The sequence below is a fragment of the Mesorhizobium sp. M0185 genome (genome assembly GCF_040322175.1).
Lineage (GTDB): Bacteria > Pseudomonadota > Alphaproteobacteria > Rhizobiales > Rhizobiaceae > Mesorhizobium.
Genome location: NZ_JAMYSY010000044.1, coordinates 1 through 22,616 on the forward strand (window position 1 = coordinate 1; position 22,616 = coordinate 22,616).

Annotated in this window: 25 protein-coding genes; 9 read left to right on the forward strand and 16 right to left on the reverse strand. The window is 63.5% G+C overall.

Features of this window, described 5'->3' with window-relative positions; all coding sequences use genetic code 11:
* The 14 genes from NKJ20_RS26345 to NKJ20_RS26410 all read right to left on the reverse strand — a co-directional run.
* Positions 1–1,227: [protein-PII] uridylyltransferase family protein (locus tag NKJ20_RS26345; RefSeq protein ID WP_502902834.1), on the reverse strand; the 1,227-nt coding region annotated here is incomplete at its 3' end.
* A complete protein-coding gene (locus tag NKJ20_RS26350) occupies positions 1,227–2,696 on the reverse strand; it encodes a sensor histidine kinase (protein WP_352449038.1) in 1,470 nt (489 codons plus the stop codon). The genes NKJ20_RS26345 and NKJ20_RS26350, both read right to left, overlap by 1 nt.
* A gap of 6 nt (positions 2,697–2,702) precedes the next feature.
* On the reverse strand, positions 2,703–3,377 hold the full coding sequence (locus NKJ20_RS26355) for a response regulator transcription factor (protein ID WP_254819962.1): 675 nt from the start codon (positions 3,375–3,377) through the stop codon (positions 2,703–2,705).
* Between the two features lie 399 nt (positions 3,378–3,776).
* On the reverse strand, positions 3,777–5,333 hold the full coding sequence (locus NKJ20_RS26360) for a Do family serine endopeptidase (protein ID WP_352449039.1): 1,557 nt from the start codon (positions 5,331–5,333) through the stop codon (positions 3,777–3,779).
* A gap of 116 nt (positions 5,334–5,449) precedes the next feature.
* Positions 5,450–5,914, reverse strand: coding sequence for a cytochrome c-type biogenesis protein (locus tag NKJ20_RS26365; RefSeq protein WP_084641257.1), 465 nt, complete (start codon positions 5,912–5,914; stop codon positions 5,450–5,452).
* The gene (locus tag NKJ20_RS26370) at positions 5,911–7,899 is read right to left on the reverse strand and encodes a heme lyase CcmF/NrfE family subunit (protein ID WP_352748107.1); all 1,989 of its coding nucleotides are present in this window, start codon (positions 7,897–7,899) and stop codon (positions 5,911–5,913) included. Before NKJ20_RS26370 ends, NKJ20_RS26365 begins: the two co-directional genes overlap by 4 nt.
* A 14-nt stretch (positions 7,900–7,913) precedes the next feature.
* Positions 7,914–8,357 carry a cytochrome c maturation protein CcmE gene (gene ccmE / locus NKJ20_RS26375; protein WP_023677821.1) on the reverse strand — a complete coding sequence of 148 codons (444 nt, stop codon included), beginning with the start codon at positions 8,355–8,357 and terminating at the stop codon, positions 7,914–7,916.
* Between the two features lie 3 nt (positions 8,358–8,360).
* Positions 8,361–9,497 carry a c-type cytochrome biogenesis protein CcmI gene (ccmI, locus tag NKJ20_RS26380; protein ID WP_352449041.1) on the reverse strand — a complete coding sequence of 379 codons (1,137 nt, stop codon included), beginning with the start codon at positions 9,495–9,497 and terminating at the stop codon, positions 8,361–8,363.
* Positions 9,498–9,773: 276 nt separating this feature from the next.
* Positions 9,774–10,208 carry an RT0821/Lpp0805 family surface protein gene (locus NKJ20_RS26385; RefSeq protein WP_023677823.1) on the reverse strand — a complete coding sequence of 145 codons (435 nt, stop codon included), beginning with the start codon at positions 10,206–10,208 and terminating at the stop codon, positions 9,774–9,776.
* A 121-nt stretch (positions 10,209–10,329) separates the two neighbouring features.
* Entirely contained in the window at positions 10,330–11,757 is a 1,428-nt protein-coding gene (locus tag NKJ20_RS26390) for an ATP-binding protein (RefSeq protein ID WP_352748160.1), read from the reverse strand.
* 10 nt (positions 11,758–11,767) lie between these two features.
* Positions 11,768–12,433 carry a response regulator transcription factor gene (locus NKJ20_RS26395; RefSeq protein WP_023718390.1) on the reverse strand — a complete coding sequence of 222 codons (666 nt, stop codon included), beginning with the start codon at positions 12,431–12,433 and terminating at the stop codon, positions 11,768–11,770.
* Between the two features lie 65 nt (positions 12,434–12,498).
* The gene (locus NKJ20_RS26400) at positions 12,499–12,798 is read right to left on the reverse strand and encodes a hypothetical protein (protein WP_352748110.1); all 300 of its coding nucleotides are present in this window, start codon (positions 12,796–12,798) and stop codon (positions 12,499–12,501) included.
* A 373-nt stretch (positions 12,799–13,171) separates the two neighbouring features.
* The gene (locus NKJ20_RS26405; protein WP_352748113.1) at positions 13,172–13,582 is read right to left on the reverse strand and encodes a DUF3168 domain-containing protein; all 411 of its coding nucleotides are present in this window, start codon (positions 13,580–13,582) and stop codon (positions 13,172–13,174) included.
* A 211-nt stretch (positions 13,583–13,793) separates the two neighbouring features.
* Positions 13,794–14,066 (reverse strand): hypothetical protein, encoded by a 273-nt coding sequence (locus NKJ20_RS26410; RefSeq protein WP_352748162.1) that lies wholly within the window; start codon positions 14,064–14,066, stop codon positions 13,794–13,796.
* 244 nt (positions 14,067–14,310) lie between these two features.
* On the opposite strand from NKJ20_RS26410, the gene NKJ20_RS26415 reads away from it, so the two are divergent.
* The 6 genes from NKJ20_RS26415 to NKJ20_RS26440 all read left to right on the forward strand — a co-directional run bounded on the left by NKJ20_RS26415 (position 14,311) and on the right by NKJ20_RS26440 (position 20,148).
* Positions 14,311–14,649, forward strand: a complete 339-nt coding sequence (locus NKJ20_RS26415; RefSeq protein ID WP_352748114.1) for a co-chaperone GroES — start codon at positions 14,311–14,313, stop codon at positions 14,647–14,649.
* A 99-nt stretch (positions 14,650–14,748) separates the two neighbouring features.
* Positions 14,749–16,368, forward strand: coding sequence for a chaperonin GroEL (gene groL, locus NKJ20_RS26420; RefSeq protein ID WP_352748116.1), 1,620 nt, complete (start codon positions 14,749–14,751; stop codon positions 16,366–16,368).
* Between the two features lie 82 nt (positions 16,369–16,450).
* Positions 16,451–16,612 (forward strand): hypothetical protein, encoded by a 162-nt coding sequence (locus NKJ20_RS26425; protein WP_352479526.1) that lies wholly within the window; start codon positions 16,451–16,453, stop codon positions 16,610–16,612.
* 154 nt (positions 16,613–16,766) lie between these two features.
* Positions 16,767–18,926: a transglycosylase domain-containing protein gene (locus NKJ20_RS26430; RefSeq protein WP_352748118.1), complete on the forward strand. Its 2,160-nt coding sequence runs from the start codon at positions 16,767–16,769 to the stop codon at positions 18,924–18,926.
* Positions 18,927–19,022: 96 nt separating this feature from the next.
* Positions 19,023–19,607, forward strand: coding sequence for a DUF1214 domain-containing protein (locus NKJ20_RS26435; protein ID WP_352449049.1), 585 nt, complete (start codon positions 19,023–19,025; stop codon positions 19,605–19,607).
* Positions 19,600–20,148, forward strand: coding sequence for a DUF1254 domain-containing protein (locus NKJ20_RS26440; RefSeq protein ID WP_292658433.1), 549 nt, complete (start codon positions 19,600–19,602; stop codon positions 20,146–20,148). Before NKJ20_RS26435 ends, NKJ20_RS26440 begins: the two co-directional genes overlap by 8 nt.
* Before the next feature lie 14 nt (positions 20,149–20,162).
* Here the strand turns inward: NKJ20_RS26440 and NKJ20_RS26445 are convergent, their stop codons facing one another.
* Complete coding sequence (locus NKJ20_RS26445; RefSeq protein ID WP_023677835.1) at positions 20,163–20,348, reverse strand: hypothetical protein; 186 nt, start codon at positions 20,346–20,348, stop codon at positions 20,163–20,165.
* Positions 20,349–20,535: 187 nt separating this feature from the next.
* On the opposite strand from NKJ20_RS26445, the gene NKJ20_RS26450 reads away from it, so the two are divergent.
* Entirely contained in the window at positions 20,536–21,546 is a 1,011-nt protein-coding gene (locus tag NKJ20_RS26450; RefSeq protein ID WP_352748121.1) for a DUF2336 domain-containing protein, read from the forward strand.
* 9 nt (positions 21,547–21,555) lie between these two features.
* Here NKJ20_RS26450 and NKJ20_RS26455 read toward each other — a convergent pair whose 3' ends face one another.
* Positions 21,556–21,903, reverse strand: a complete 348-nt coding sequence (locus tag NKJ20_RS26455; RefSeq protein WP_352454316.1) for a DUF1491 family protein — start codon at positions 21,901–21,903, stop codon at positions 21,556–21,558.
* Positions 21,904–22,072: 169 nt separating this feature from the next.
* Here NKJ20_RS26455 and NKJ20_RS26460 point away from each other — a divergent pair, with 169 nt between their 5' ends.
* Together NKJ20_RS26460 and NKJ20_RS26465 are read left to right on the forward strand one after the other, a co-directional pair.
* Complete coding sequence (locus NKJ20_RS26460) at positions 22,073–22,333, forward strand: type II toxin-antitoxin system ParD family antitoxin (RefSeq protein ID WP_352743202.1); 261 nt, start codon at positions 22,073–22,075, stop codon at positions 22,331–22,333.
* Positions 22,334–22,615 carry a type II toxin-antitoxin system RelE/ParE family toxin gene (locus NKJ20_RS26465; protein ID WP_352748165.1) on the forward strand — a complete coding sequence of 94 codons (282 nt, stop codon included), beginning with the start codon at positions 22,334–22,336 and terminating at the stop codon, positions 22,613–22,615.
* Position 22,616 lies beyond the last annotated feature (1 nt).

A 22,616-nucleotide genomic window follows, 5' to 3' on the forward strand; every position in this document is an offset into this window, starting at 1 on the left:
TTTTTTGTGTGTTGTTTTTGTTTTTTTTTTTATTCTACCTCTCCGGCCGGGGGGGGGTTGGTGGCTTATCTGGGGCTGGGTGGGGGGCCGGCTGTGTGGGTGATCGCGGCCGCCGGCGATGAGTTGCTGGGTCTGGACGAAGAACTCGATCTCGCGGATGCCGCCGCGGCCGAGCTTGACGTTGTGGCCTTTGACCGCGACCTCGCCATGGCCCTTGTGGGCGTGGATCTGGCGCTTGATCGAATGGACGTCGGCAATCGCCGCGTAGTCCATGTATTTGCGCCAGATATAGGGCTGCAGTTCCTTCAGGAACACGGCGCCGGCAGCAACATCGCCGGCCACCGGGCGCGCCTTGATCATGGCGGCGCGCTCCCAGTTCTGGCCGCGCGCCTCATAGTAGCGCAGCGCCGCCTCGACCGGGATCGCCAGCGGCGTCGAGCCGGGGTCGGGACGAAGCCTGAGATCGGTGCGGAAGACATAACCATGCTCGCTGCGGTCCTGGAGAATGCGGACCAGCCGGCGGGTCAGGCGCGAAAACAGCTCGGTTGCATCGAGCGGATCGACGACAGCTGGCGCATCGGGGTCGAAGAAGACGACGAGGTCGATGTCGGAGGAAAAGTTCAACTCATGCGCGCCGAGCTTGCCCATGCCGAGCAGGATCCAGCCCGAGCGTCGCGCCGGATTTTTGGCATCCGGCAATCGGAGCTTGCCTTGCTCATGCGCGTCGCGGAGCAGGAAATCGACGGCCGCACGCGTGCAGGCGTCGGCAAGGTCGCTCAGTCGCTGCACCGTCAGCGAGGTCTCGGCTTCGCCGGCGAGATCGGCCAAGGCGATCAGGAAATGCGCCTCCGCCTTACATTGGCGCAGCTCCATCATCAGGCTGCTTTCGGAGACGGCCTCTGCGCGTGATGCCTTGTCGACCACGGCGCCGATCGATGACAGCCGCGCCTCGATGGTCTCGTTGAAAAGCGCATCGAGTATCCGCGGCCGGCGGCGCGCGGTATCGCGCAGGAACGGCGACAGGTCGAACACGGCGGCGAGGAAATCCTGGACGACCCCCTTGCCGGCGAGAAATTTCGCCAGTCGCGGCAGTTCCTTTTGCCGCGCGGCGTCGGCGATCTCCGACAATTCCTGCCTGGCGCGGCTTGCATCCAGCGGAACGAGCTCTACCGCCGGCTTCAACAGCCAGTCCGTTTCGAGGCGTCGCACTGCCATCCTCGCTACCATCAGCGATCCTCCCGCCCGGGAAAACTCATGACGACCGACAATCCGGGATTGCCGGGCAGAAGCTCAAGCCGTCCATTGTGGAATGTCATGATGGCCTTGGCGAGACTCAAGCCAAGGCCGGATCCCGGCTGCGAGCGGCTCTTTTCCAGCCGCACGAAACGTTCGGTCACCCTGGCACGGTCGACATCGTCGGGAATGCCCTGGCCGTTGTCGGAGACGGCGAGTCTGATCTCGCTACCGACACGCTCCAGCGTCACGCGAACCATAGGCCTGGAGGTCGAGTCGGTCGAATATTTGATCGCGTTGTCGACGATGTTGGACAGCGCCTGGCCAATCAGCTCGCGATTGCCGTTGACGGCGAAGGAACCTTGCACCGAAGTTTCGAGCGTCACGCCCGCCTCCTCCGCTACCGGCTCGTAGAGTTCGACGACGTCGTGCACGGCAGCGGCCAAATCAACCCTGGTGGTGCTTTCCGAGGAATAGCCGGCTTCCAGTCGCGAGATCATCAGGATGGCGTTGAAGGTCTTTATCAGCTGATCGGATTCGGCGATCGTTCCTTCCAGCGCCTGCCGGTAGTCGCTGGTGTTGTGCTTGCCGGAAAGCGTCGCCTCGGCGCGATTGCGCAGCCTGGTCAGCGGCGTCTTCAGGTCGTGGGCGATGTTGTCGGAGACCTGCTTCAGGCCCTCGTTCAGCGTGGCGATCCTGGCCAGCATGGAATTGAGGTTTTCCGACAGCCGGTCGAACTCGTCGCCGGCGCCGGTGACCGGCAGCCGGCCGGAAAGATCGCCGCCCATGATACGGCGGCTCGCCTCGGACACGCTGTCGATGCGCTTCAGCGCCGCGCGCCCGACGAAGAACCAGATCAGCAGCCCACCGACGCCCATCATGCCGAGCGCCAGCATCAAGGCGCGGCGAATGACGGCGCGGAAGCGCTCCGGCTCGCCGAGGTCGCGGCCGACCAGCATGATCATCTGGTTGGGCAGGCGCAGCACCAGGGCAATGGCGTTGTGGCCTTTCTCGCCTTCGGCCTGGACTTCGCTCTGGGCGGGCTCGTTCGGGTCGGAGATCGGGTTGCGCTGCCGCTCGAGCTCGCCCTCGCCGAAGCGGCGGTAGGAGAACGGTTCGGTGATCCAGCCCTCGGCCTCGATCACGCCCGGCTCCAGGCTCTGCACGTTGCCGGTCAGGATCTGGCCGTTGGCATCGGCGATCAGATAGAGATTGGCGCCGGGCTGGCGGGAGCGCTGCTCGACGACACGGACCAGCAGCGGCAAGCCGCCGCGCTGATAGGCGCGGGCGAGGCCGAGCACCTCGTCGTTGATCGTGTCCTGGGTCTGGCCGGTCAGCATGCGCGCCGACAGCGAGGTCATGTAGAACACGAGCAGCACCGCGCAGATGGCGAACAGCAGGAGGTAGAGCGCCGAAAGCCGCGCTGCCGTCGTCTTCATGATGGCCGGCACGGAAAGAGTCATGGGGTTCTAGCCGCTTTTCAGCATGTAGCCGGCGCCGCGAACCGTGTGCAGGATCGGCTTGTCGAAGCCCTTCTCGATCTTGCCCCGCAGCCGCGAGATATGAACGTCGATGACGTTGGTCTGCGGATCGAAATGGTAGTCCCAGACATTCTCGAGCAGCATGGTGCGCGTCACCACCTGGCCGGCATGGCGCATCAGATATTCGAGCAGGCGGAACTCGCGCGGCTGCAGCGTTATCTCGCGCCCGGCGCGGCGCACCGAGTGCGACAGCCGGTCGAGTTCGAGATCACCGACCCGGTAGACGGTTTCGGCTTCCCTGGCGCTGGCGCGGCGGTTCAGCACCTCGACGCGGGCGAGCAGTTCGGAAAAGGCGTAGGGTTTGGTCAGATAGTCGTCGCCGCCGGCGCGCAGACCGGTGACCCGGTCGTCGACTTCGCCGAGCGCCGACAGGATCAGCACGGGCGTCGTATTGCCCCGGGACCTGAGCCCGGCAATGACGGACAGGCCATCGCGGCGCGGCATCATGCGATCAACGACCATGACGTCATAGTCGCCGGAATCAGCGAGTGCGAAGCCGGTTTCGCCGTCGCCGGCGACATGGGCGGTATGGCCGGCCTCGGCGAACGCCTTCTGCAGGTAGTCGGCCGCCTCGCGATCGTCTTCTATGACGAGAATCTTCATAGAACCGTTATACGCGATTTCGCTGGAAGATTGAGTGGCCGGCATATGCATCGTGGCCTTCTCCATGGCATGTCGCGAACAAAGTGATTCAGGGATACGCGGTAAGTCTTTGTTTTAGCATGTCGTTGGCCTAAAACCGCTTCACGCCTTGAGCGGCATGTTCGAGCGGCAGCGGCGATGGGAAGCCCGCTGCCGCTGGGGCGGAACACGATGACTGACTAACGTATTCAGGCCCCGTGCTTTCCCGTGCGGCAGCTCGGGGGTGTTGAAAACCGCCGCACCGGAAAAGTCGACCACTAGAGCGCCGCGCGTCCTCTTGGACGCGCAAAGGACGCTCTAGCACCTTGAATCGGCGCATGAGCCTTTCCGAAAACGGAATACGTGTTCGGGGTCATGCGCTCAGCCCTTGGCGACAGGCAGTGCGACGAAGCGGTTGCTGTCGTCGCGGGTGATCTGCATCAGCACCGCCTTGCGGCCGGACTTCACCGCGTCGGCCATCGCCTTGTCGACGTCGCCGGTGCCGGTCACTTCCGCCGAATTGACGGAGGTGATGACGTCGCCGGGCTGGATGCCGCGATCGGCGGCATCGCTGTCGGGGTCGACATCGGTCACCACAAGGCCCTTGCCATTGTCAGACTTGGTGACGGTCAGGCCGAGATCGGCGAGCGTGTCGGTCTTCGGCGCGGGGGCAGGCTGCTGGTCGGCCGAGGCCTGCTTGTCGCTCGACGGCAGCTTGCCGAGATCGACCTTAACCGCCTCGCTCTTGCCGTTGCGCCACACCGTGACGTCGACAGATTTGCCGGGCGGGTAAGCGCCAATCAGGCGGGCGAGTTCCTTGGGCGAAGCAACGTCCTTGCCGTCCACCTGGGTGATCACGTCACCGGCGGTGATGCCGGCCTTCTTGCCGGGACCGTTGTCCTGCGCGCTGGCAACGAGCGCGCCCTTGCCGGACCCAAGGCCAAGCGACTCGGCGATTTCGGGGGTGACCGGCTGGATCTCGACACCGAGCCAGCCGCGCTGCACGGTGCCGTTCTTCATCAGATCCTGCACGACCTGCTTGGCGGTCGAAGCGGGAATGTCGAAGGCAATGCCGACGCTGCCGCCCGAGGGCGAGAAGATCGCGGTGTTGATGCCGACAACCTGGCCGTTGAGGTTAAAGGTCGGGCCGCCCGAATTGCCGCGGTTCACCGAGGCGTCGATCTGGATGAAGTCGTCATAGGGACCGGCGCCGATATCGCGGCCGCGGGCCGAAACGATGCCTGCGGTAACCGTGCCGCCGAGGCCGAACGGATTGCCGACAGCCACCACCCAGTCGCCGACGCGAACCTTGGAATCGTCGGCGAAGTCGACATAGGTGAACTTGCTGCCGTCATCGACCTTGAGCACGGCAAGATCGGTGCGCGGGTCCGTGCCGATCAGCTTGGCGTCGAGTTCCTTGCCGTCATTGGTCACCACGGTGAAGGCGGTGCCCTCCTCGACGACATGGTTGTTGGTGACGAGATAGCCGTCATCGGAGATGAAGAAACCGGATCCCTGCGCCACCGGCCGCGGCTGGTCGTTGTTGCGGTCACGGTGTCCAAAACGGCGCATTCCGTTCGGGCCTTGATCGCCGCCTTGATCGCCAAAGCCGCGGAATTCGCGGAAGAACCGGCGCAGCTGCGGGTTGTCGGGAAGATTGCCTAAGCCGTCCTCGTCGTCCATCTGGCCGGAACCGTCATCGGCCGTCGACTGGATCTTGGCCTTGACGCGCACGCTGACGACCGCCGGCGAAACGCGATCGACCACATCGGCGAAGCTCGGGACCTGCGGTGCCTCGACACGCACGGCGTCGGCCAGCACCGGGGCTGTCCCGGTGGCAACAGCACCAAAGCCGATCGCGCCGGCAATGGCCAGGGATGCGGCTGCGGCCAGAAGGCGTTTGCGGGTGCGTAGATATGAATTGGGGGCAACATTCATGGTTCTCGTATCCTCTTTTCAAGGGACGCCCCTTGATTGGCATCCTCGACAAAGGAAATAGAGGGCCGCACATTACGGCGCCATTTCCGGTACATGAAACTTTCGTAATGTATCGATCAATCGCGGCGGAGCATCTTGTCCAGCGCCGCCTGTTCCTCGGCAGTTAATGCAGCGGTCACCGTCGAACGGCGCGAACGGGCGGCCAGCAGGATGAATGTCCCGCCAACGAGCAGCAGAAGAACTGGCGTCCCCCAGAGCAAAACATTGCGCAGATTGAAGCGTGGCTTCAGCAGCACGAATTCGCCGTAGCGCGAAACGACATAGTCCATCACCTGCCGGTCGGTATCGCCGGCGACCAGGCGCTGGCGCACAAGGATGCGCAGGTCGCGGGCGAGGTCGGCATCGGACTCGTCGATCGACTGGTTCTGGCAGACCATGCAGCGCAGGCCTTCCGACAAAGCGCGCGCCCTCGCCTCGAGTGCCGGGTCGGCGAGCACCTCGTCGGGCTTGACCGCCTGCGCGGCGCCGGCGAACAACAGCGCCAGCAGCAGGACCAGCGAGGCCAGCGTGACCCTTTTCATTGCGGGCTCGCCGATGGCACGCCGGCCGCAGCCTTGCGGCGCGACGGTGCGCCGACGCGCAGGCGGCGGTCGAGCAGCGACATCGCCGCGCCCGCCATCATCACCAGTCCGCCGCCCCAGATCAGCGTCACCAGCGGCTTCCACCACAGACGAACGACCACAGAGCCATCGCTGCCCTCGTCGCCAAGCGAAAGATAGAGCTGGCTGAAGCCGATCGTCCTGATGCCGGATTCGGTTGTGGTCATCTGGCGCACCGGATATGAGCGCTTGGCCGAGGTGATCTCGCCTGCGACGCTGCCGTCGGCGCCTAGCAGGGCGAAGCGGCCGCGATCCTCACTGTAGTTAGGCCCCTGGGCCGGATAGAGCCCCTCGAAGCGCAGCTTGTGGCCGGACAGTTCGACGGTCTCGCCGGCATGCATCGCCAAGATTTTTTCGGTGCCGAAGCAAAGCGTGCCGACAATGCCGAGCGTTGTCAGCCCGAGGCCGAGATGCGCAAGCGCTGTGCCGAAGACCGAGCGCGGCAGGCCGGCGAAGCGCCTGAGCATGGTGGCGGGCACGACGGTGCCGAAGCCGGATTTGACGGCGAGATCGGTGAGCGCGCCGCAGATCAGCCAGAAGGCAAGGCCGACACCGAGTGCCGCCAACACCGAAGCGCCATCGATGAACAGGGCCGTCACCAGCACGGCGAGCAGCGCCGCCGCGAAAGCCGCCATCAGGCGCTGGGCGACGGCGAAAATGTCGCCGCGCTTCCAGGCGAGGAGCGGCCCGAACGGCACGACGACCAGCAACGGCACCATCAGCGGGCCGAATGTCAGGTTGAAGAACGGCGCGCCGACCGAAATCTTGTCGGCAGACAGGGCTTCGACGACGAGCGGGTAGAGCGTGCCGACCAGCACGGTGGCGGTGGCGGTGGTCAGGAACAGATTGTTCAGGACCAGCGCGCCTTCGCGCGAGATCGGGTGAAACAGGCCGCCGGCCGTCAGCCGGGAGGCGCGCAAGGCAAATAGCGCCAGCGAGCCGCCGATGAACAGCGTCAGGATGCAGAGGATGAACACGCCACGCGTCGGATCGGTGGCGAATGCGTGCACCGAGGTCAGCACGCCGGAACGCACCAGGAAGGTGCCGAGCAGCGACAGTGAGAAGGTCAGGATCGCCAGAAGCAGCGTCCAGATCTTCAGCGCCGAGCGCTTTTCCATGACGATCGCCGAATGCAGCAGCGCCGTGCCCGCCAGCCACGGCATGAAGGATGCGTTCTCGACCGGATCCCAGAACCAGAAGCCGCCCCAGCCGAGCTCGTAATAAGCCCAGTAGGAGCCCATGGCGATGCCGCCGGTGAGGAACATCCAGGCAACCAATGTCCACGGCCTTACCCAGCGCGCCCACGAAGCGTCAATGCGGCCCTCGATGAGGGCAGCGACAGAGAAGGAAAAGCAGATCGAGAAACCGACATAGCCGAGATAAAGCAGCGGCGGATGGATGGCGAGGCCGAGGTCCTGCAGGATCGGGTTGAGATCGCGGCCCTCGATAGGCGCCGGATTGAGCCTGACGAACGGGTTCGACGTCGTCAGGATGAACAGGAAGAAAGTGGCGCCGATCGCTCCCTGCACGGCAAGCACATTGGCCCGGAGCGTCGCCGGAAGATTGCCGCCGAAGACGGCGACGAGCGCGCCGAAGAAGGTCAGGATCAGCACCCAGAGCAGCATCGAACCTTCGTGATTGCCCCAGGTTCCGGTGATCTTGTAGATCAGCGGCTGCAGCGAATGCGAGTTCTCCCAGACGCTCTCAACCGAGAAGTCGGAGCCGGCGTAGGCGGTTGCCAGCGCCACGAAAGACAGCGCCGTCAAGGCAAAGCCGGTCAGCGCGGCCGGTGCGCCGACGGCCATCATCTTGTGGTTGCCGGTGCGCGCACCGAACAGCGGCACCATCGTCTGCACCAGGGCCAGCGCAAACGCCAGGACCAGGGCGAAATGTCCGGTTTCAACCATTGTCACCGCACCCGCTAGTCACTCTTGCTCTCCTGCCATACGCCCTTGGCCTTGAGGCCGTCGGCCACTTCCTTGGGCATATAGGTCTCGTCATGCTTGGCCAGCACGCTGTCGGCGACAAAGATTCCGTCAGGGCCAAACGAGCCTTCGGTGATCACGCCCTGTCCTTCCCGGAAGAGGTCGGGAAGAATGCCGGTATAGGTGACCTTGACGTCCTTCTGGTTGTCGGTCACCGAAAAGGCGACGGTGGCGCCTTGGCTACGCTCGACCGTGCCTTTTTCGACGAGACCGCCGAGCCTGATGCGCTGGCCCGGCTGAAGGCTGGCGGTGGCCAGATCGGCCGGCATGTAGAAATAGGAGGCCTTCTGGCCAAGCGCATAGAAGGTCAGCCCCGTGGCAACACCGAGAAACCCCAGCCCCGCTGCGATCACCGACAGTCGTTTCTGCTTGCGCGTCATCGTCTACTCCGTCGCCGTCACGCCAAGCGAGGCGGCAAAGGCGGTGAATTTCCTGGCCTGGTCGCTGTCCGCGCCAAAGACGGCGATACCGCGATTGAGCGCATCACGCGCCTGATCTGTCTTGCCCAGCACGGCATAGGAACGAACGAGCTGCATCCACCCTTCCTCGTCGCGCGGATTTTGCCGAAGCCTTTCGTCGAGGCCGGCAACCATGGTGCTGATCATGGCTTGCCGGTCCTGCGGCGACATCGAGGAGGCAGCATCGATATCCTCGGCGGTCGGCCCTTTCGCGGGCGCCTCCGAAGCGACGCTGCGGGCGGCGGATTCGGCCAGCGCCTGCTCGACGGCGCCGCGCCACGGCGAGCCCTGCGGCAAGGCGGCAAGCATCTTTTGCCAGGCCGCCGTGGCTTCAGCTATGCGGCCTTCCTGTGCCATGCCCATGGCGAGATAGAACGAGGCCTTCGGATTGGCCGGATCGAGCTTCAACGCCGCCTCGAAAGCCGCCTGCGCTTCGGCGGAGACAATGCCGCCGGCCGCATTGGCGATCGCCTCGCCAAGACCCGCCTGGCGGGCGGCGCTGTCGCCGTCGAGGCGGATGGCGTTGCGATAGGCGGTCACCGCATCGGCGTATCGCTGCATGCGCAGATAGACCGGCGCCAGCACGTCCCAGCCGCGGCCATCGGATGGGTTGGCCGCCAGGTGCGCCTCGGCGCGGGCTATCAGCTCGTCGACCGAGCTGTCGGCGGGGTTCTTGGCCAGGCGTTCGCTGAGCGGCTGCGACGGCAGGTCGGGTGAGCCGAGCTGGCCATAGAGGCCCCAGCTGACCAGCGGAACCAGCAGCACGGCCGCTGTCGCCACCAGCCTTGTCGACCGCGACGGCGGCGTCGCCGTGTCGTCGGCGTGGCCGGCATTGCTCAGGCGAAGGATGCGGCGGGCGATTTCGGCGCGTGCCTCTTCGGCCTCCATTGGCTGGATCAGGCCACGCGCCATATCGCGGTCAAGCTCGGCCAGCTGGTCGCGATAGACTTCAAGGTCGTGATCGCCAGCAGCGGACGCGTTCTTCGATCCGCCGGCCAACGGCAGCAGCACCGCCAGGCTTGCGCCCAGCGTCAGGATTGCGGCTATGACCCAGAACAGCATGGCTCTTCCAATAGAACGAGACCCTTGCCCTGCCAACACAAGCGTGCTGCGACGCTTTGGCGGGGCCGCTCCGATCGATAATGCATGTCGCGCAAAAGTGTGCAGCGGTTTTGCGACAACGACCATGCATCAAAACAAGAACCTAAAGCGCGTCGCATGAGGCCGGTCGAACGCGACGCGCTTTGGTGCCGGATCGGTATCGGCGGATCGACGGCCGGGCGTCTTTGTTGCGCAATTCCGGACGGAAAACCGTTTCACACTTTTCCTGGAATTGCTCTACGTCAGCGGCGTCCAGCTGCCGTCGGCATTGCGGCAGGCGGTTCCGCGCGCGGTGGCGCCGGCGGTGCCGGTAAACACCGTATGGGTGTATTGCCGGCAGTCCTGCGAGCCGACGCGATAGGGCTGGGCGGCGACCACTTCGCCGCGATGGGCCGAACTGTCGCTCTTCCAAGCCACTTTCTGGCCGCTCGCCGTGTATTCAAGCGCCTTGTATTCCGCCTCGAGCGCGCTGCGCTTCTCGGTCTCGCTCAGGCCGGCGCCGATAGAGCCGCCGACGAGGCCGCCGCCCATGGCGGAGATGATCGTCGTCGCCACCTTGGCGCCGCTGGGGGGCGTCGCGGCCGGCGTCACCGTAACGGCCGGGCCCTTGCCGAGCGTTGTGCAGCCGGAGACGGCGAGCAGGGCGGAAACGAGCGCGACGCGAATCTTCATGCCAATACCGGCTTTCTTGAGCTGGACCGCCGCGCTGTCAGCAGCTGGCGCGGCCATAATGTCGATGTTTGTCGGAAATTTGGCCGCAGCCGGCCACCTGGAAAAGCAATCTGGAAAAGCATTACTGAAGGCTCCGCAATCGAACCATCGCCTTCAATCCACCCATGACGGATCGTTCCAGCGCCAGAGAGCCTCCATACTCGTTGACAAGGTCGGCGACAATGGCAAGTCCGAGCCCGCTGCCCGGTTTTGTCTCGTCGAGACGCCGGCCGCGCTGCAACACCTCGCGCGCCTTGTCGTCGGGAATGCCGGGGCCGTCATCCTCGATGCTGATCTCGAACAGGCTGGCTGCGCCTTCCGTGCCAGCGCCACCCTTGCTGGGGATTGGCTTGACCGAAACGGCGACCGCGCTCCTTGCCCATTTCATCGCATTGTCGAGCAGATTGCCGAGCAGCTCCTCCAGGTCCTCGCGTTCGCCGGCAAAGACGATGTCGGTGGCCGGCAGTGAGAGCGACAGCGCCGTCTGCGGGTTGAGCTTCTGCAGCACCCGAACCATGCGCTGGACCAGCGGCGCCACCGGCGTACGGTAGACGAGGCTGTCGCGCTGCGCGGCGACGCGGGCACGTTGCAGATAATGGTCCACTTGCTTTTGCATGGAAGCGGCCTGCTCGGCGATCAGCTGGCCCTTGGCGCCACCCAGCGCCCGTCCCTCGTTGAGCAGCACGGCAAGCGGCGTCTTCAGCGAGTGAGCCAAGTTGCCGACCTGCGTGCGCGACCGCTCGACGATACGCCTGTTGTTCTCGATCAGCGCATTGGTCTCGTTGGCGAGCGGCTCGATCTCGGCCGGGAAACGGCCGTCTAGGCGCTGCGCGGTTCCTTCGCGCACCATGGCAAGCGCATTCCTGACCCGGCGCAGCGGCTGCAGGCCGAGCAGGATGGCAATCGCATTGATGGCGATCATGCCGACGCCGAACAGCGACAGATAGGTCAAAAGGCGCCGCTGGAAGGTGGCGATTTCCTGCTCGAGCTCGGTCTGGTTGCCCATGACGCGGAAGCGCGCGGCGCGGTTTTTCGCATCGAGCACGAACTCGCTCTCGAACACCTCCAACTGCTCGCCTTCGATGCCGTCCGCTGAATAGCTGCGCTGGAAGCTGGCATTGAAGGGCACCTCGGCAACGCTTGGCGACGGGATCGCCTTGGTCATCGACGACGAATGGAGATCGCCGTGCACGCCTTCCGAGGCAGGCTCGACCGACCAGTACCAGCCGGAATTCGGTTCCGAGAACCTCAAATCACCAAGGTCGGGGGCGCCGGTCAATTGGCCGCTTTCAGAAACGCCGACCGAGCCGATCAGGTTGAACAGATGCGCCGAAAGCAGGCTGTCGAAACCGCGCTCGCTGGCCTGGCGATAGAGCGTGGTGATCAAGGTGAAGATGACGACCAGAGTGAGGATCGCCCAGACCGTGGAAAAGGCGATGACGCGAAACGCCACCGAACGCGGCCATGACGGCAGCGACGGCGTGTTCGAGACGGCGGGTTTTGTAGGCAGCGGTTCCGCGTTACGCCTCCGGCTTACGCATGCGGTAGCCCATGCCGCGAACAGTTTCGATCATGTCGATGCCCATCTTCTTGCGAAGCCGTCCGACAAAGACCTCGATCGTGTTGGAATCGCGGTCGAAATCCTGGTCGTAGAGATGCTCGACAAGCTCGGTCCGGGACACCACCTCGCCCATGTGGTGCATCAAATAGGCAAGCAAGCGGAATTCGTGCGAGGTCAGCTTCAGCGGCACGCCGTCGACGTCGGCCTTGGAGGCCTTGGTGTCGAGGCGGAGCGGCCCGCAGGTCAGTTCGGACGAAGCGTGCCCGGCAGCACGCCGGATCAAGGCCCGCACCCTGGCCAGGATTTCCTCGATGTGGAAGGGTTTGGTGACGTAGTCGTCGGCGCCGGCGTCGATGCCGGCAACCTTGTCGCTCCAGCGGTCGCGTGCCGTCAGGATCAGCACCGGCATCTTGCGGCCGCCGCGCCGCCAGCGTTCGACCACGCTGATGCCGTCCATCTGCGGCAGGCCGATATCGAGCACTACGGCATCGTAGGGCTCGGTGTCGCCGAGAAAGTGCCCTTCCTCGCCGTCGAAAGCGCGGTCGACGACATAGCCGGCATCGACCAGCGCGTCGCCGATCTGCCGGTTGAGATCCTTGTCATCTTCGACGACGAGTACGCGCATGCGGAGAGGCCTGTTGAAGCTGGTCAGATATAGGCCGATTCCGGCAGACTGGGAAACGGCACGGTTCAGTTCAGCGGAACGACGATCTCCGAGCGACGGGGACGCTGCCCGTCCTTGCCCGGAACGAGCACGACGATGACGCAGACCGGCTGGCCGCCGCGTGTCGACTGCGAGGCCTTGGCCAGGGTGCCGCCATTCTGCTCGGCCACCTGCTGGCCGATCGCGTAGCAGTCGGACGCGGCGAGGACGACCGGCTGAGTCCACTGGGGCACGACAGCGGGGATCGCCATCGCTTGCGACGCAAGCAGACCGGCGGCTGACAGCGCCAGTGCCGCGGTCCGGAAGTGGGAGCGAAGGGTTTTCATGGTCAGCGTTCTAACGCGCCGGTGCTGAACGTGATATGAACGGTGAACGCTCGAATGCATGCCCGCCACACCCCTGAAGCGCGAGATTACCGGATTGCCATTTCGCCGCCCGGCTCCGCGAAATCGCCAATGTTTAACCTAGCCCTCCAATCCTTCGCCGACAACCGGCATCATCTGGCGGGCAGGACCATTTGGGAGGACGAAGCATCCGGCCCAAGGCAACCGATGGCTGTTCAGGTGAACCGAACCTGAAACAAAAAACCCGCCTCTGCGGCGGGTCGCTGGCGCCATCAGCACCATAAGGAAATTAATAGCATAGCTGCCGGCACAAAGCAAGAACAAAATTGCCCGATTTGCAAAAAGTGCCCGGTGGTCAGCCCTCGTCCTTGATCACGGCGCGGAAGCGCAGCAGCCCGTGATGGGCCGAAAGGTCCTCGTCGTAGCGGGCTTCGGCGAATTCGAGCTTGAGGTAGGCGCGGCGATGTTCGCCGAGCGAGAGAACCGTATCGCGCAGGCGGGTGGTAACAAGGTCCATGATGTCATTGGTTTCCTTGCTGGCCTCTGATTTCGACCAGACATGCAACGTCAGCAACTGTTCTGCGTCGTTCTCCATCCCCGTTGCCCAATCGTAGACGCTGGTGCGGCCGAAGGTCATGTGGGGGAACGCAACATTTTCCGGCGCATGGTCGAACAATCTTGCATCGCCCAGTGCCGTCGACAGGTGGGGATCGCCGTTCACTGCCTCGAATATGGCCCTCTGCAATTCGACGGCCGGCGCGGTCATCGTCTTTCCCTTCGCCCGTCGCGTCGACCTCCCGGCTGCGTAGCTGCGTTGCATGAAGGCATCCCGGCAAGCGCGAATCAGCGCGTCTCATGCGGATTATGAACCTTCATGATCTCGGCAATAAGCCCTGCTCCTGCAACCCGCGACGGCACGGCCGACGAAGCGGATGCGTTTGCTTCCTAGCTGCGGCTGGAATTGGGAAATGTCAGGCTCATGATTTCGCCTGCGTCGATGCGGATACGGCCTGCTTGAGTGCCCGCGACGCCCGCTTCTTCTTCGGGGCGACCGGATTCAGAGCTGCCGCCGCGCGGTCCGCCTCTTCCTTGGCCAGTCGCAATTCCCTCAGCCTTGCCGTCTTGATGGTCCTGGCCTTCGCCTCCGAGAGATATTCGGCAGTTGCTTTGTTCCGCTCCACCGTCTTCTTTTGATTTTCCATGAAGCGAGCCTCAGATTTTCCCATGATGTTCTGATTGCCTTGGGCCATCCGTAAAATCTCCCTTGCAGCGAAAGTCATGAATGTGAACTTCATCGTAAAATAGGTGTTCAAAGACAAAAATTCAATTTCATTAATATTCGGCAAGACCCGAACACCAGGGGATAACCAGGCAAGATAATACGTTCAATATTTTATGTGCCCTATGAATATTTTTTGGCACTCCTATCAATCGAGTGCCAAGGCGCCTATAGAGAGGGGGCGGCCGCCTAAGCCGGCCCCAGAAAGAGTCCCCATGAAATTCCGGCCACTCCACGATCGCGTCGTCATTCGGCGCGCCGAAAGCGACACCAAATCCAAGGGCGGCATCATCATCCCCGACAATGCCAAAGAAAAACCGCAGGAAGGCGAAGTGATCGCTGTCGGGCCGGGCACGCGGGACGAAAGCGGCGCGCTGATCCCGCTCGAAGTCAAGGCCGGCGACCTCATTCTGTTCGGCAAATGGTCCGGCACCGAGGTCAAGATAGACGGCGAGGACCTTCTGATCATGAAGGAGGCCGACATAATGGGCATCATCGAAAAAAGCGAGACGGGCATCATCGACAAGACCGTGGCTGCCAAGAAGGCCGCCTGATTGGAAGGCCGCGCGCGCTCCCGCGCGCGCAAAGGACGCTCCGAGCTTTGATTCAGGCGCTGCAAGCGCCTTGCCACGACAACCGAACTGGAAAAGATCATGTCTGCCAAGGAAATCAAATTCTCCACCGACGCGCGTGACCGCATGTTGCGCGGCGTCGAAATCCTCAACAACGCCGTCAAGGTGACGCTCGGCCCCAAAGGCCGCAACGTCATCATCGACAAGGCCTACGGCGCGCCGCGCGTCACCAAGGACGGGGTGGCCGTGGCAAAGGAAATCGAGCTTTCCGACAAGTTCGAAAATATGGGCGCACAGATGGTGCGCGAAGTGGCCTCGAAAACCAACGACCTCGCCGGCGACGGCACCACCACCGCCACGGTGCTTGCCGCTTCCATCCTGCGCGAGGGCGCCAAATTCGTTGCCGCCGGCATGAACCCGATGGACCTCAAGCGCGGCATCGACCTTGCCGTCAGCGCCGTCGTCCAGGAAATTCAGGCGCGCGCCAAGAAGGTCAAGTCCTCAGGCGAGATCGCGCAGGTCGGCACCATTGCCGCCAATGGCGACACCAGCGTAGGCGCCATGATCGCCAAGGCGATGGACAAGGTCGGCAATGACGGCGTCATCACCGTCGAGGAGGCCAAGACCGCCGAAACGGAGCTCGACGTCGTCGAAGGCATGCAGTTCGACCGCGGCTATCTCTCGCCCTATTTCGTCACCAATGCCGAGAAGATGCGTGCCGAGCTGGAAGACCCTTACGTCCTCATCCACGAAAAGAAGCTCGGCAATCTGCAGGCACTGCTGCCCATCCTCGAAGCCGTGGTGCAAAGCGGCAGGCCGCTGCTGATCATCTCCGAGGACGTCGAGGGCGAAGCGCTGGCGACTCTGGTCGTCAACAAGCTGCGCGGCGGCCTCAAGGTCGCGGCCGTCAAGGCGCCTGGCTTCGGTGACCGCCGCAAGGCGATGCTGGAAGACATCGCCGTGCTCACCGCCGGACAGATGATTTCCGAGGATCTCGGCATCAAGCTGGAGAACATCACCATAGACATGCTCGGCCGCGCCAAGCGCGTGCTGATCGAGAAGGACACCACCACGATCATCGACGGCGCCGGCGAGAAGACCACCATCCAGGCGCGCGTCCAGCAGATCAAGGCGCAGATCGAGGAAACCACGTCCGACTATGACAAGGAGAAGCTGCAGGAACGTCTCGCCAAGCTGGCGGGCGGCGTTGCCGTCATCCGCGTCGGCGGCGCGACCGAATCGGAGGTCAAGGAAAAGAAGGACCGCATCGACGATGCGCTGAACGCCACGCGCGCGGCCGTCGAAGAAGGCATCGTTCCAGGCGGCGGCGTGGGACTGCTGCGCGCCAAGGCTGTGCTGAACGGGCTGACCGGAGCCAATGCCGATGTGACAGCGGGCATTTCGATCGTGTCGAGAGCGCTCGAAGCGCCGATCCGGCAGATCGCCGAGAATTCCGGCGTCGAAGGTTCGATCGTCGTCGGCAAGCTCGCCGAGGGCAAGGATCACAATCAGGGCTTCGATGCCCAGAACGAGGTCTATGTCGACATGATCAAGGCCGGCATCGTCGACCCGGCGAAGGTGGTACGGACGGCGCTGCAGGACGCGGGCTCCATTGCGGCGCTTCTGATCACGGCGGAAGCCATGATCACCGACGTTCCGGCGAAGGAAGCCGCTGCTTCGCCCGGCGGCATCGGCTATTGACCAGCCACTGCCGGAAACAAGCCTGAAAGACAGCCGCCGGGGTATCTTCCCCGGCGCGCACCATCGGCAAGGAGATCGATCAATGATCGCATTCGTCCCGAAGCCAAATGCAGCGGCGAAAATCGAAGTGGCCGAGGAAAGCCGCTTCGATCGCATTCGCAGGCTTGCCGACAAGCACAGGAAAGCCAACGCCGGCATGATAGGCCGCGACCCGAAAAAGATCGCGGACAAGCGTCCCATGTGACGACTGCCAATCCTCGGCACCTCGCGCAAGCGCGGAACCTTCATCGCCCTTGTAGGCAGCACCGAAATGGACGAATAGTCATAGCGGCGCGCCGCCGTGAAATTGCCGGTATGCGGTTTCTCAGTTGGCGTCATCGCCGCAGCCGGATCCTGGAATGGCCAGTCCTTTGGAACCACGCAAGAGAAGAGGTCCGATCGCCGCAAGGCTGCTGGCGGTGGATGCGTGGATCGATTCCTCTGTCTACGAAATCGGCTTCAGGGCGCGCCAGTTCTGGGAAGCGGCGACCATCTTCTCCCGGCGTTTCCGCGTCGGCGGCTGGCGCCGCGGCCTGATCGAACTGTTGAGTGAAGGCTTTACGCTCGGTGCCGGCGGCATCGTCGTCCTTTTGGCGCTGGCCTTGCCGGCCTTCCAGATAACCGCCGGCGACTGGCGCACGCAAGGCGACTTCGCCGTCACCTTCCTCGACCGCTACGGCAACGAGATCGGCCAGCGCGGCATCATCCAGCGCGATTCGGTGCCGGTCGACGAGATGCCCGACCATGTCATCAAGGCGGTGCTGGCGACCGAAGACCGGCGTTTCTTCGACCATTACGGAATCGATGTGCTCGGCCTGTCGCGCGCCATATTCGAGAATGTGCGGGCAAATTCCGTCGTCCAGGGCGGCTCGAGCATCACCCAGCAGCTGGCCAAGAACCTGTTCCTGACCAATGAGCGGACATTCGAGCGCAAGATCAAGGAAGCCTTCCTGTCGCTGTGGCTCGAAGCCAATCTGTCGAAGAAGGAAATCCTGCAGCTTTACCTCGACCGCGCCTATATGGGCGGCGGCACCTTCGGCATCGAGGCGGCAGCCGATTTCTATTTCGGCAAGAGCGTCAAGGACCTGAACCTTGCCGAGGCGGCGATGCTGGCCGGCCTGTTCAAGGCGCCGACCAAATATGCGCCGCACATAAACCTGCCCGCCGCCCGGGCGCGGGCCAATGTGGTGCTGTCCAATCTGGTCGATTCCGGCTTCATGACCGAAGGCCAAGTGCTGCAGGCAAGATTACACCCGGCCGAAATCGTCGACCGTGGCGAGCAGAAGAGCCCCGACTATTACCTCGACTGGGCCTTCGACGAGGTCAAGAAGATCGCCGCCAAAGGCGGCCCGCACTCGCTTGTCGCCCACACCACCTTCGATGCCAACATCCAGAAGGCGGCCGAAGAATCGATGGAGTTCCACCTCCGCCAGTTCGGCAAGGAATACAACGTCACCGAGGGCGCCATCGTCGTCATCGAGACCAATGGCGCGGTCAGGGCGATCGTCGGCGGCCGCGACTACGGCGCCAGCCAGTTCAACCGCGCCACCAAAGCGCTTCGCCAGACCGGCTCCTCGTTCAAGCCCTATGTCTATGCGACGGCGATGGAGCATGGCTTCACGCCGGATTCGGTGGTTTCCGGCGGACCCATCTCCTGGGGCAGCTGGTCGCCCCACAATTACAATGGCGGGTCGGCCGGCAACGTCACGCTGATCACGGCGATGGCCAAATCGATCAACACGGTGCCGGTGCGGCTGGCCAAGGATTATCTCGGCATCAAGCCGATCAAGGCCATGGCCGAGGCGATGGGCGTCGAGTCGCCGCTGGAATCGCACAAGACCATGGTGCTCGGCACGTCGGGCATGACCGTGATGGACCAGGCGACGGGTTACAGCGTATTTGCCCAGAACGGCCTTGCTGGAACCCGGCACGGCGTCAGCCAACTCTTCACCCGTACCGGCGAGGTGGTCTACGACTTCGCCAAGGATGCGCCGCCGCCGCACCGGGTGCTGTCGGAGCAGGCGCTCAAATACATGAACACCATGCTGGCGGCGGTGCCGGTGATCGGTACAGCCCGGCGCGCAGCCCTTCCAAACATCGTCGTCGCCGGCAAGACCGGTACGACCCAGTCCTACCGCGATGCCTGGTTTGTCGGCTTTACCGGCAACTACACGGCCGCCGTCTGGCTCGGTAATGACGACTTCACCGCGACCAACAAGATGACCGGCGGCACGCTGCCGGCCATGGTGTGGCAGCGCCTGATGCTCTATGCGCACCAGAATATCGACCTCAGACCGATCCCCGGCCTCGATCACCCCTTCGTCGATGCCGAAATCGCCGCCAAGGCCGAGGAAGCGGAAAAGAAGAACGCCGAACAGGCAGCTGCCGATGCCGCCGCCGAGCGTCCGCCGGTGCTGTCCAGCCGGACCACCCAGACCCTGAAGGAACTGACCAGGCTGTTCCAGGCGGCACCCGTGCTCGACGCGCCCGCTGCGCCGGAGACCCTGTCGGCGCTGTGACGGCCAATTGCGCGGGGCCGCTTGCCACAAGGCCCTGCGCCGCGATATCCCCGAGCGGCAATCTTTCAGTCCCGGCCTTCGGTTCCCTGCCTCCTCATGCTCAAGAACGCCTTCCTGACACTGCTTTCGCTTGCCATCGCCGTCGTCGGCGGTGGCGGCAGCGTCTGGTATGCACTGAAGCTGCAGGATGGCGTCGGCGCCATCAGGATCGGCCAATGGACCGCCTTCCCCGATATCGGCACGCCGACGGCAGATCCCTATTCGAAGGCCCGCGTGGCTCGCGAAGGCGTGCTGGCGCTCGGACAGGCGGAAGGACTGTCCTTCATAGCCGAGCGCGATTCCGGCGGCGAACAGCTCAAGCGGCAATGTGCCTACAAGATTGCGGGCGGCTTTCCCACCGCCCGGTTCTGGACGCTTTATGCCGCCGACCAGTCGCTTGGCGTGGTCGAGACCGGCAAGCCGAGGCCGGCTGCGCTGCAGTCCTATCAAGTGCTGCGCCAGGCCGACAATTCGGTGGTCATTTCCGTCGGCAGCCGCCCTGCGCCCGGCAACTGGCTGCTGACCAGCGGCGCCGGCAAGATGTACTTGGTGCTTACGTTCTACGACACGCCGATCGCCAGCAGCACCGGTCTCTCGGACGTCACGCTGCCGCAGATCCAGAAGGTCGGCTGCAATGCGTAGCCTGCTGCATGCCGTGCTGCTCGGCCTGCTCGGCGCCGGCATCGTGCACATCATCGTGCTGCTGCTCGTCCCCGAGTTTTCCGAACGCGACGCCTGGTCGCGATTGGCCATGGCTTCGGATCTCTACAAGATGACCCGGCTCGACGCGGAAGCCGGCGGCGCGCCGGTGGTGAAATCGGTCGATCCGCTGTTTTATGCGGCGGCATGCCGCTTCGATCTTGCCGAGGGGATGGTGCGGGTCAAGGCACCGGGAAAGGTGCCGTTCTGGTCGATATCGGTCTACGACCGCGGCGGCCACAACATCTACTCGTTCAACGACCACAGCGCGACCGCAGGCGTGCTCGACACCGTTGTACTGACGCCGGCTCAGATGATCGAGGTCCGCAAGGATCTTCCCGAGGAACTGCAAGGGGCCATCTTCGTCGAGGCGCCGATAGAGGAAGGCGTATTCGTCATCCGATCGTTCGTGCCCGACGACAGCTGGAAGCCGATCGTCTCGCGGTTTCTCGAACAGAGTTCCTGCGAACTGCAGGATTTTTAAGCCGGTTCCGATGCTCAGTGATGCGGTACCGGCAATGTTCCCGAAGGTCCCGGCTTGTCGGGGCCGGCCGGCCGCGTTTCGCCCGTCAGCGGCCGCTGTTCATAGCGCACCCCGGGAAAGATGATCACTGCCGCCGGCGCGGCTTGTTGTGCTCGATTGGTTGCCGCCGTTCGCGGCACGAAAGACAGTACCATGCCCATGGTTCGCGTATTCCTCTCGGTTGCCCCGGAGCACAACGCAACGCCTCCATAGTCGATTAAGAAGGCAGTAGGTTAACGGAGCGCTAACGGATCGCCGCTAAATTGATCTTTGTTCTTGGGAAACGCGAAACCGGTACAGCCCGGCAGAGCGCTGTCCAGATCGTGTCGAGTGTCGGGCGTATCCTTCGTGTCAGCTTCGGATTTCAGGCAAATCGCAGCAGGAGCTGAATCGGGAAAGGCCGAAAGGCTGTTTCGCGCCGCGGTATCGGCGTTCTGCTCGCTCACCCGCCCTTCGCGCCGGGAAATCGCGCAGCTCGAAGACCTGACGCTGCCGCTTTTCGAGAATGTCTCGGTCGAATCGCGCCGCTACGTCGCGGCAGCCCTTTCCGAATGCGAATATGCACCCGCCGCGCTGGTGCGGCGGCTTTGCCAGGAGCGGGTCGACATCGCCGCTCCGCTGCTCATCCGCTCGCGCGCCCTCAGCGACGTCGATCTGATCGCGCTGATCGGACGTCACGGCCTGCCGCATGCCCGTGCCATTGCCCGCCGCAAGGATCTCAATCAAACGATCGCGGATCTCATCAAAGTGCTCGAAAGGCCGACGCTGGTGCGGTCGCAGCAGCAGCCGGAAACAACCGCCAAAGCCGCGTCCGAAAACGCCGAAGTGGTTGCAGGCGAGGTCAACAGGCAAGAGGCTTCCGATGCCGCTGAAACTGTACGCCGCCGGTTGCGATTCATGATGCGCGCCGAGAGCGGCGGCGCTATCGGTCCGTTCGTCGAGCCACAAACCTATGTCAAGCTGCGCGAGACCGCGCTGACCGGCAATGCGGCATTCTTCCAGACAGCGCTCGCCGATGCGCTCGAAGTCGATTTTTCAACGGCGCGGACGCTCACCGCGAGCCACAATTACACACCGCTGCTGGCCGCCTTGCGCGCGCTCGACCTCAGCGAAGACAAGGCGTTCCTGATCACGGCCGCCATCTATCCGACCGAGTTTCCGCACCCGCAGGCGATCCGCATCTTCCTCGACCGCTACCGCCTGCTGCACCGCGACGCGGCGTTGGACAGGCTCCGCGGCTGGAAGGCCGACACCGTGTCGAAAATCGTTCGCAAGCCCGGGCGCGTCGCCGCAAACGCCGACCTGCGCAAGCCGAACAGCGCCGATATGACCGCCAGCCCAAAGGCGCGTCGCATCTGAGGCTTGCCGTTACGACGCCTTGACCGAGATAAGCTCCTCGACGGGAATGGCGCCCGCCTCGATCTCGACCACCCAGATATCCGGATCGAATCTCTTCTCGCGCTCCAGCCGCGCGTCGAAGATGGCGGCATCGTCGCCTTCGCCAAGCAGGCTGAAAAAACGGTCGTCCGGCCTGGCTGAATCGTAACTCGTCTGCGGCGCCGGCCCGAACAGCGCTATCTCCCCCAGCCTGCCCCGCGCCAGCACGAAAACCGCGCCGGCTTCCGTCGCGCCGCGCTTGACCACGGCGGCAAAGCCGCCGGCGCTGAAAACCCGGCGCAACAGCGCCGACACCCACAGATCGGTGGTTACCCGCATGGCGCGATCCTGCACGATTTCGGTTTTGTGGCGTCGAGATTGTCACTTATTCGCGAGCAACGGTTGGCTATCATAGCGAGTCCCCGGAATGCGACGATCTACCCAAGACCTAACAAATCTTGTTAGTCCTGTGAAAACTGCTATAGCGTCCGGTATGAAAGCCCAGCCCATGCGCACTCTTACTGTGTCGCTTACGCCCAAGCAGGCCGCCCGTCTACAAGACGCCGTGCACAGCGGAGACTATGCTTCCAACAGTGAAATTGTCAGGGAAGCACTACGTCTATGGGAGCAGCGCGAGGAATTCCGCACTCTTGAACTGGAACGTCTCAAAAGGGCGTATGACGAAGGGATGGCAAGCGGCGAGGGCCAGCACGTGGATCGCACGGCTTTCTTACGCGCTCTGAAAGCCGAACGCGCAGCCCGCGGCTGAATACCGGCTCACCCCCGAGCTTCTCAGGATTTGCGAGATATTTGGCACCACATTGCCATCGATAACGAGAAGGCGGCTGACAAGCTGATCGGACGCATTTTCGACAGGCTGGAATTGGTTTGCGAGCACGCCAAAATGGGCGCAGCTCGACCGGAATTGAGCGCCACCGCCCGCATTCTGGTCGAGGGACGCTACATCGTGATTTATGAGCCTATGCCCTACGGCGTGTTAGTCGTGGCGATAGTCCACGGAATGCGTGACCCGGAGCAATGGCTTAAATAGA

What these genes read in the sequence shown, in the direction of transcription:
- NKJ20_RS26350 (WP_352449038.1), bottom strand. Translation starts at nt 2,696, where the DNA reads ATGACTCTTTCCGTGCCGGCCATCATGAAGACGACGGCAGCGCGGCTT.
- NKJ20_RS26355 (WP_254819962.1), bottom strand. Translation starts at nt 3,377, where the DNA reads ATGAAGATTCTCGTCATAGAAGACGATCGCGAGGCGGCCGACTACCTG.
- NKJ20_RS26360 (WP_352449039.1), bottom strand. Translation starts at nt 5,333, where the DNA reads ATGAATGTTGCCCCCAATTCATATCTACGCACCCGCAAACGCCTTCTG.
- NKJ20_RS26365 (WP_084641257.1), bottom strand. Translation starts at nt 5,914, where the DNA reads ATGAAAAGGGTCACGCTGGCCTCGCTGGTCCTGCTGCTGGCGCTGTTG.
- NKJ20_RS26370 (WP_352748107.1), bottom strand. Translation starts at nt 7,899, where the DNA reads ATGGTTGAAACCGGACATTTCGCCCTGGTCCTGGCGTTTGCGCTGGCC.
- ccmE (WP_023677821.1), bottom strand. Translation starts at nt 8,357, where the DNA reads ATGACGCGCAAGCAGAAACGACTGTCGGTGATCGCAGCGGGGCTGGGG.
- ccmI (WP_352449041.1), bottom strand. Translation starts at nt 9,497, where the DNA reads ATGCTGTTCTGGGTCATAGCCGCAATCCTGACGCTGGGCGCAAGCCTG.
- NKJ20_RS26385 (WP_023677823.1), bottom strand. Translation starts at nt 10,208, where the DNA reads ATGAAGATTCGCGTCGCGCTCGTTTCCGCCCTGCTCGCCGTCTCCGGC.
- NKJ20_RS26395 (WP_023718390.1), bottom strand. Translation starts at nt 12,433, where the DNA reads ATGCGCGTACTCGTCGTCGAAGATGACAAGGATCTCAACCGGCAGATC.
- NKJ20_RS26400 (WP_352748110.1), bottom strand. Translation starts at nt 12,798, where the DNA reads ATGAAAACCCTTCGCTCCCACTTCCGGACCGCGGCACTGGCGCTGTCA.
- NKJ20_RS26405 (WP_352748113.1), bottom strand. Translation starts at nt 13,582, where the DNA reads ATGACCGCGCCGGCCGTCGAATTGCAGAGGGCCATATTCGAGGCAGTG.
- NKJ20_RS26410 (WP_352748162.1), bottom strand. Translation starts at nt 14,066, where the DNA reads ATGGCCCAAGGCAATCAGAACATCATGGGAAAATCTGAGGCTCGCTTC.
- NKJ20_RS26415 (WP_352748114.1), top strand. Translation starts at nt 14,311, where the DNA reads ATGAAATTCCGGCCACTCCACGATCGCGTCGTCATTCGGCGCGCCGAA.
- groL (WP_352748116.1), top strand. Translation starts at nt 14,749, where the DNA reads ATGTCTGCCAAGGAAATCAAATTCTCCACCGACGCGCGTGACCGCATG.
- NKJ20_RS26425 (WP_352479526.1), top strand. Translation starts at nt 16,451, where the DNA reads ATGATCGCATTCGTCCCGAAGCCAAATGCAGCGGCGAAAATCGAAGTG.
- NKJ20_RS26430 (WP_352748118.1), top strand. Translation starts at nt 16,767, where the DNA reads ATGGCCAGTCCTTTGGAACCACGCAAGAGAAGAGGTCCGATCGCCGCA.
- NKJ20_RS26435 (WP_352449049.1), top strand. Translation starts at nt 19,023, where the DNA reads ATGCTCAAGAACGCCTTCCTGACACTGCTTTCGCTTGCCATCGCCGTC.
- NKJ20_RS26440 (WP_292658433.1), top strand. Translation starts at nt 19,600, where the DNA reads ATGCGTAGCCTGCTGCATGCCGTGCTGCTCGGCCTGCTCGGCGCCGGC.
- NKJ20_RS26445 (WP_023677835.1), bottom strand. Translation starts at nt 20,348, where the DNA reads ATGGGCATGGTACTGTCTTTCGTGCCGCGAACGGCGGCAACCAATCGA.
- NKJ20_RS26455 (WP_352454316.1), bottom strand. Translation starts at nt 21,903, where the DNA reads ATGCGGGTAACCACCGATCTGTGGGTGTCGGCGCTGTTGCGCCGGGTT.
- NKJ20_RS26460 (WP_352743202.1), top strand. Translation starts at nt 22,073, where the DNA reads ATGCGCACTCTTACTGTGTCGCTTACGCCCAAGCAGGCCGCCCGTCTA.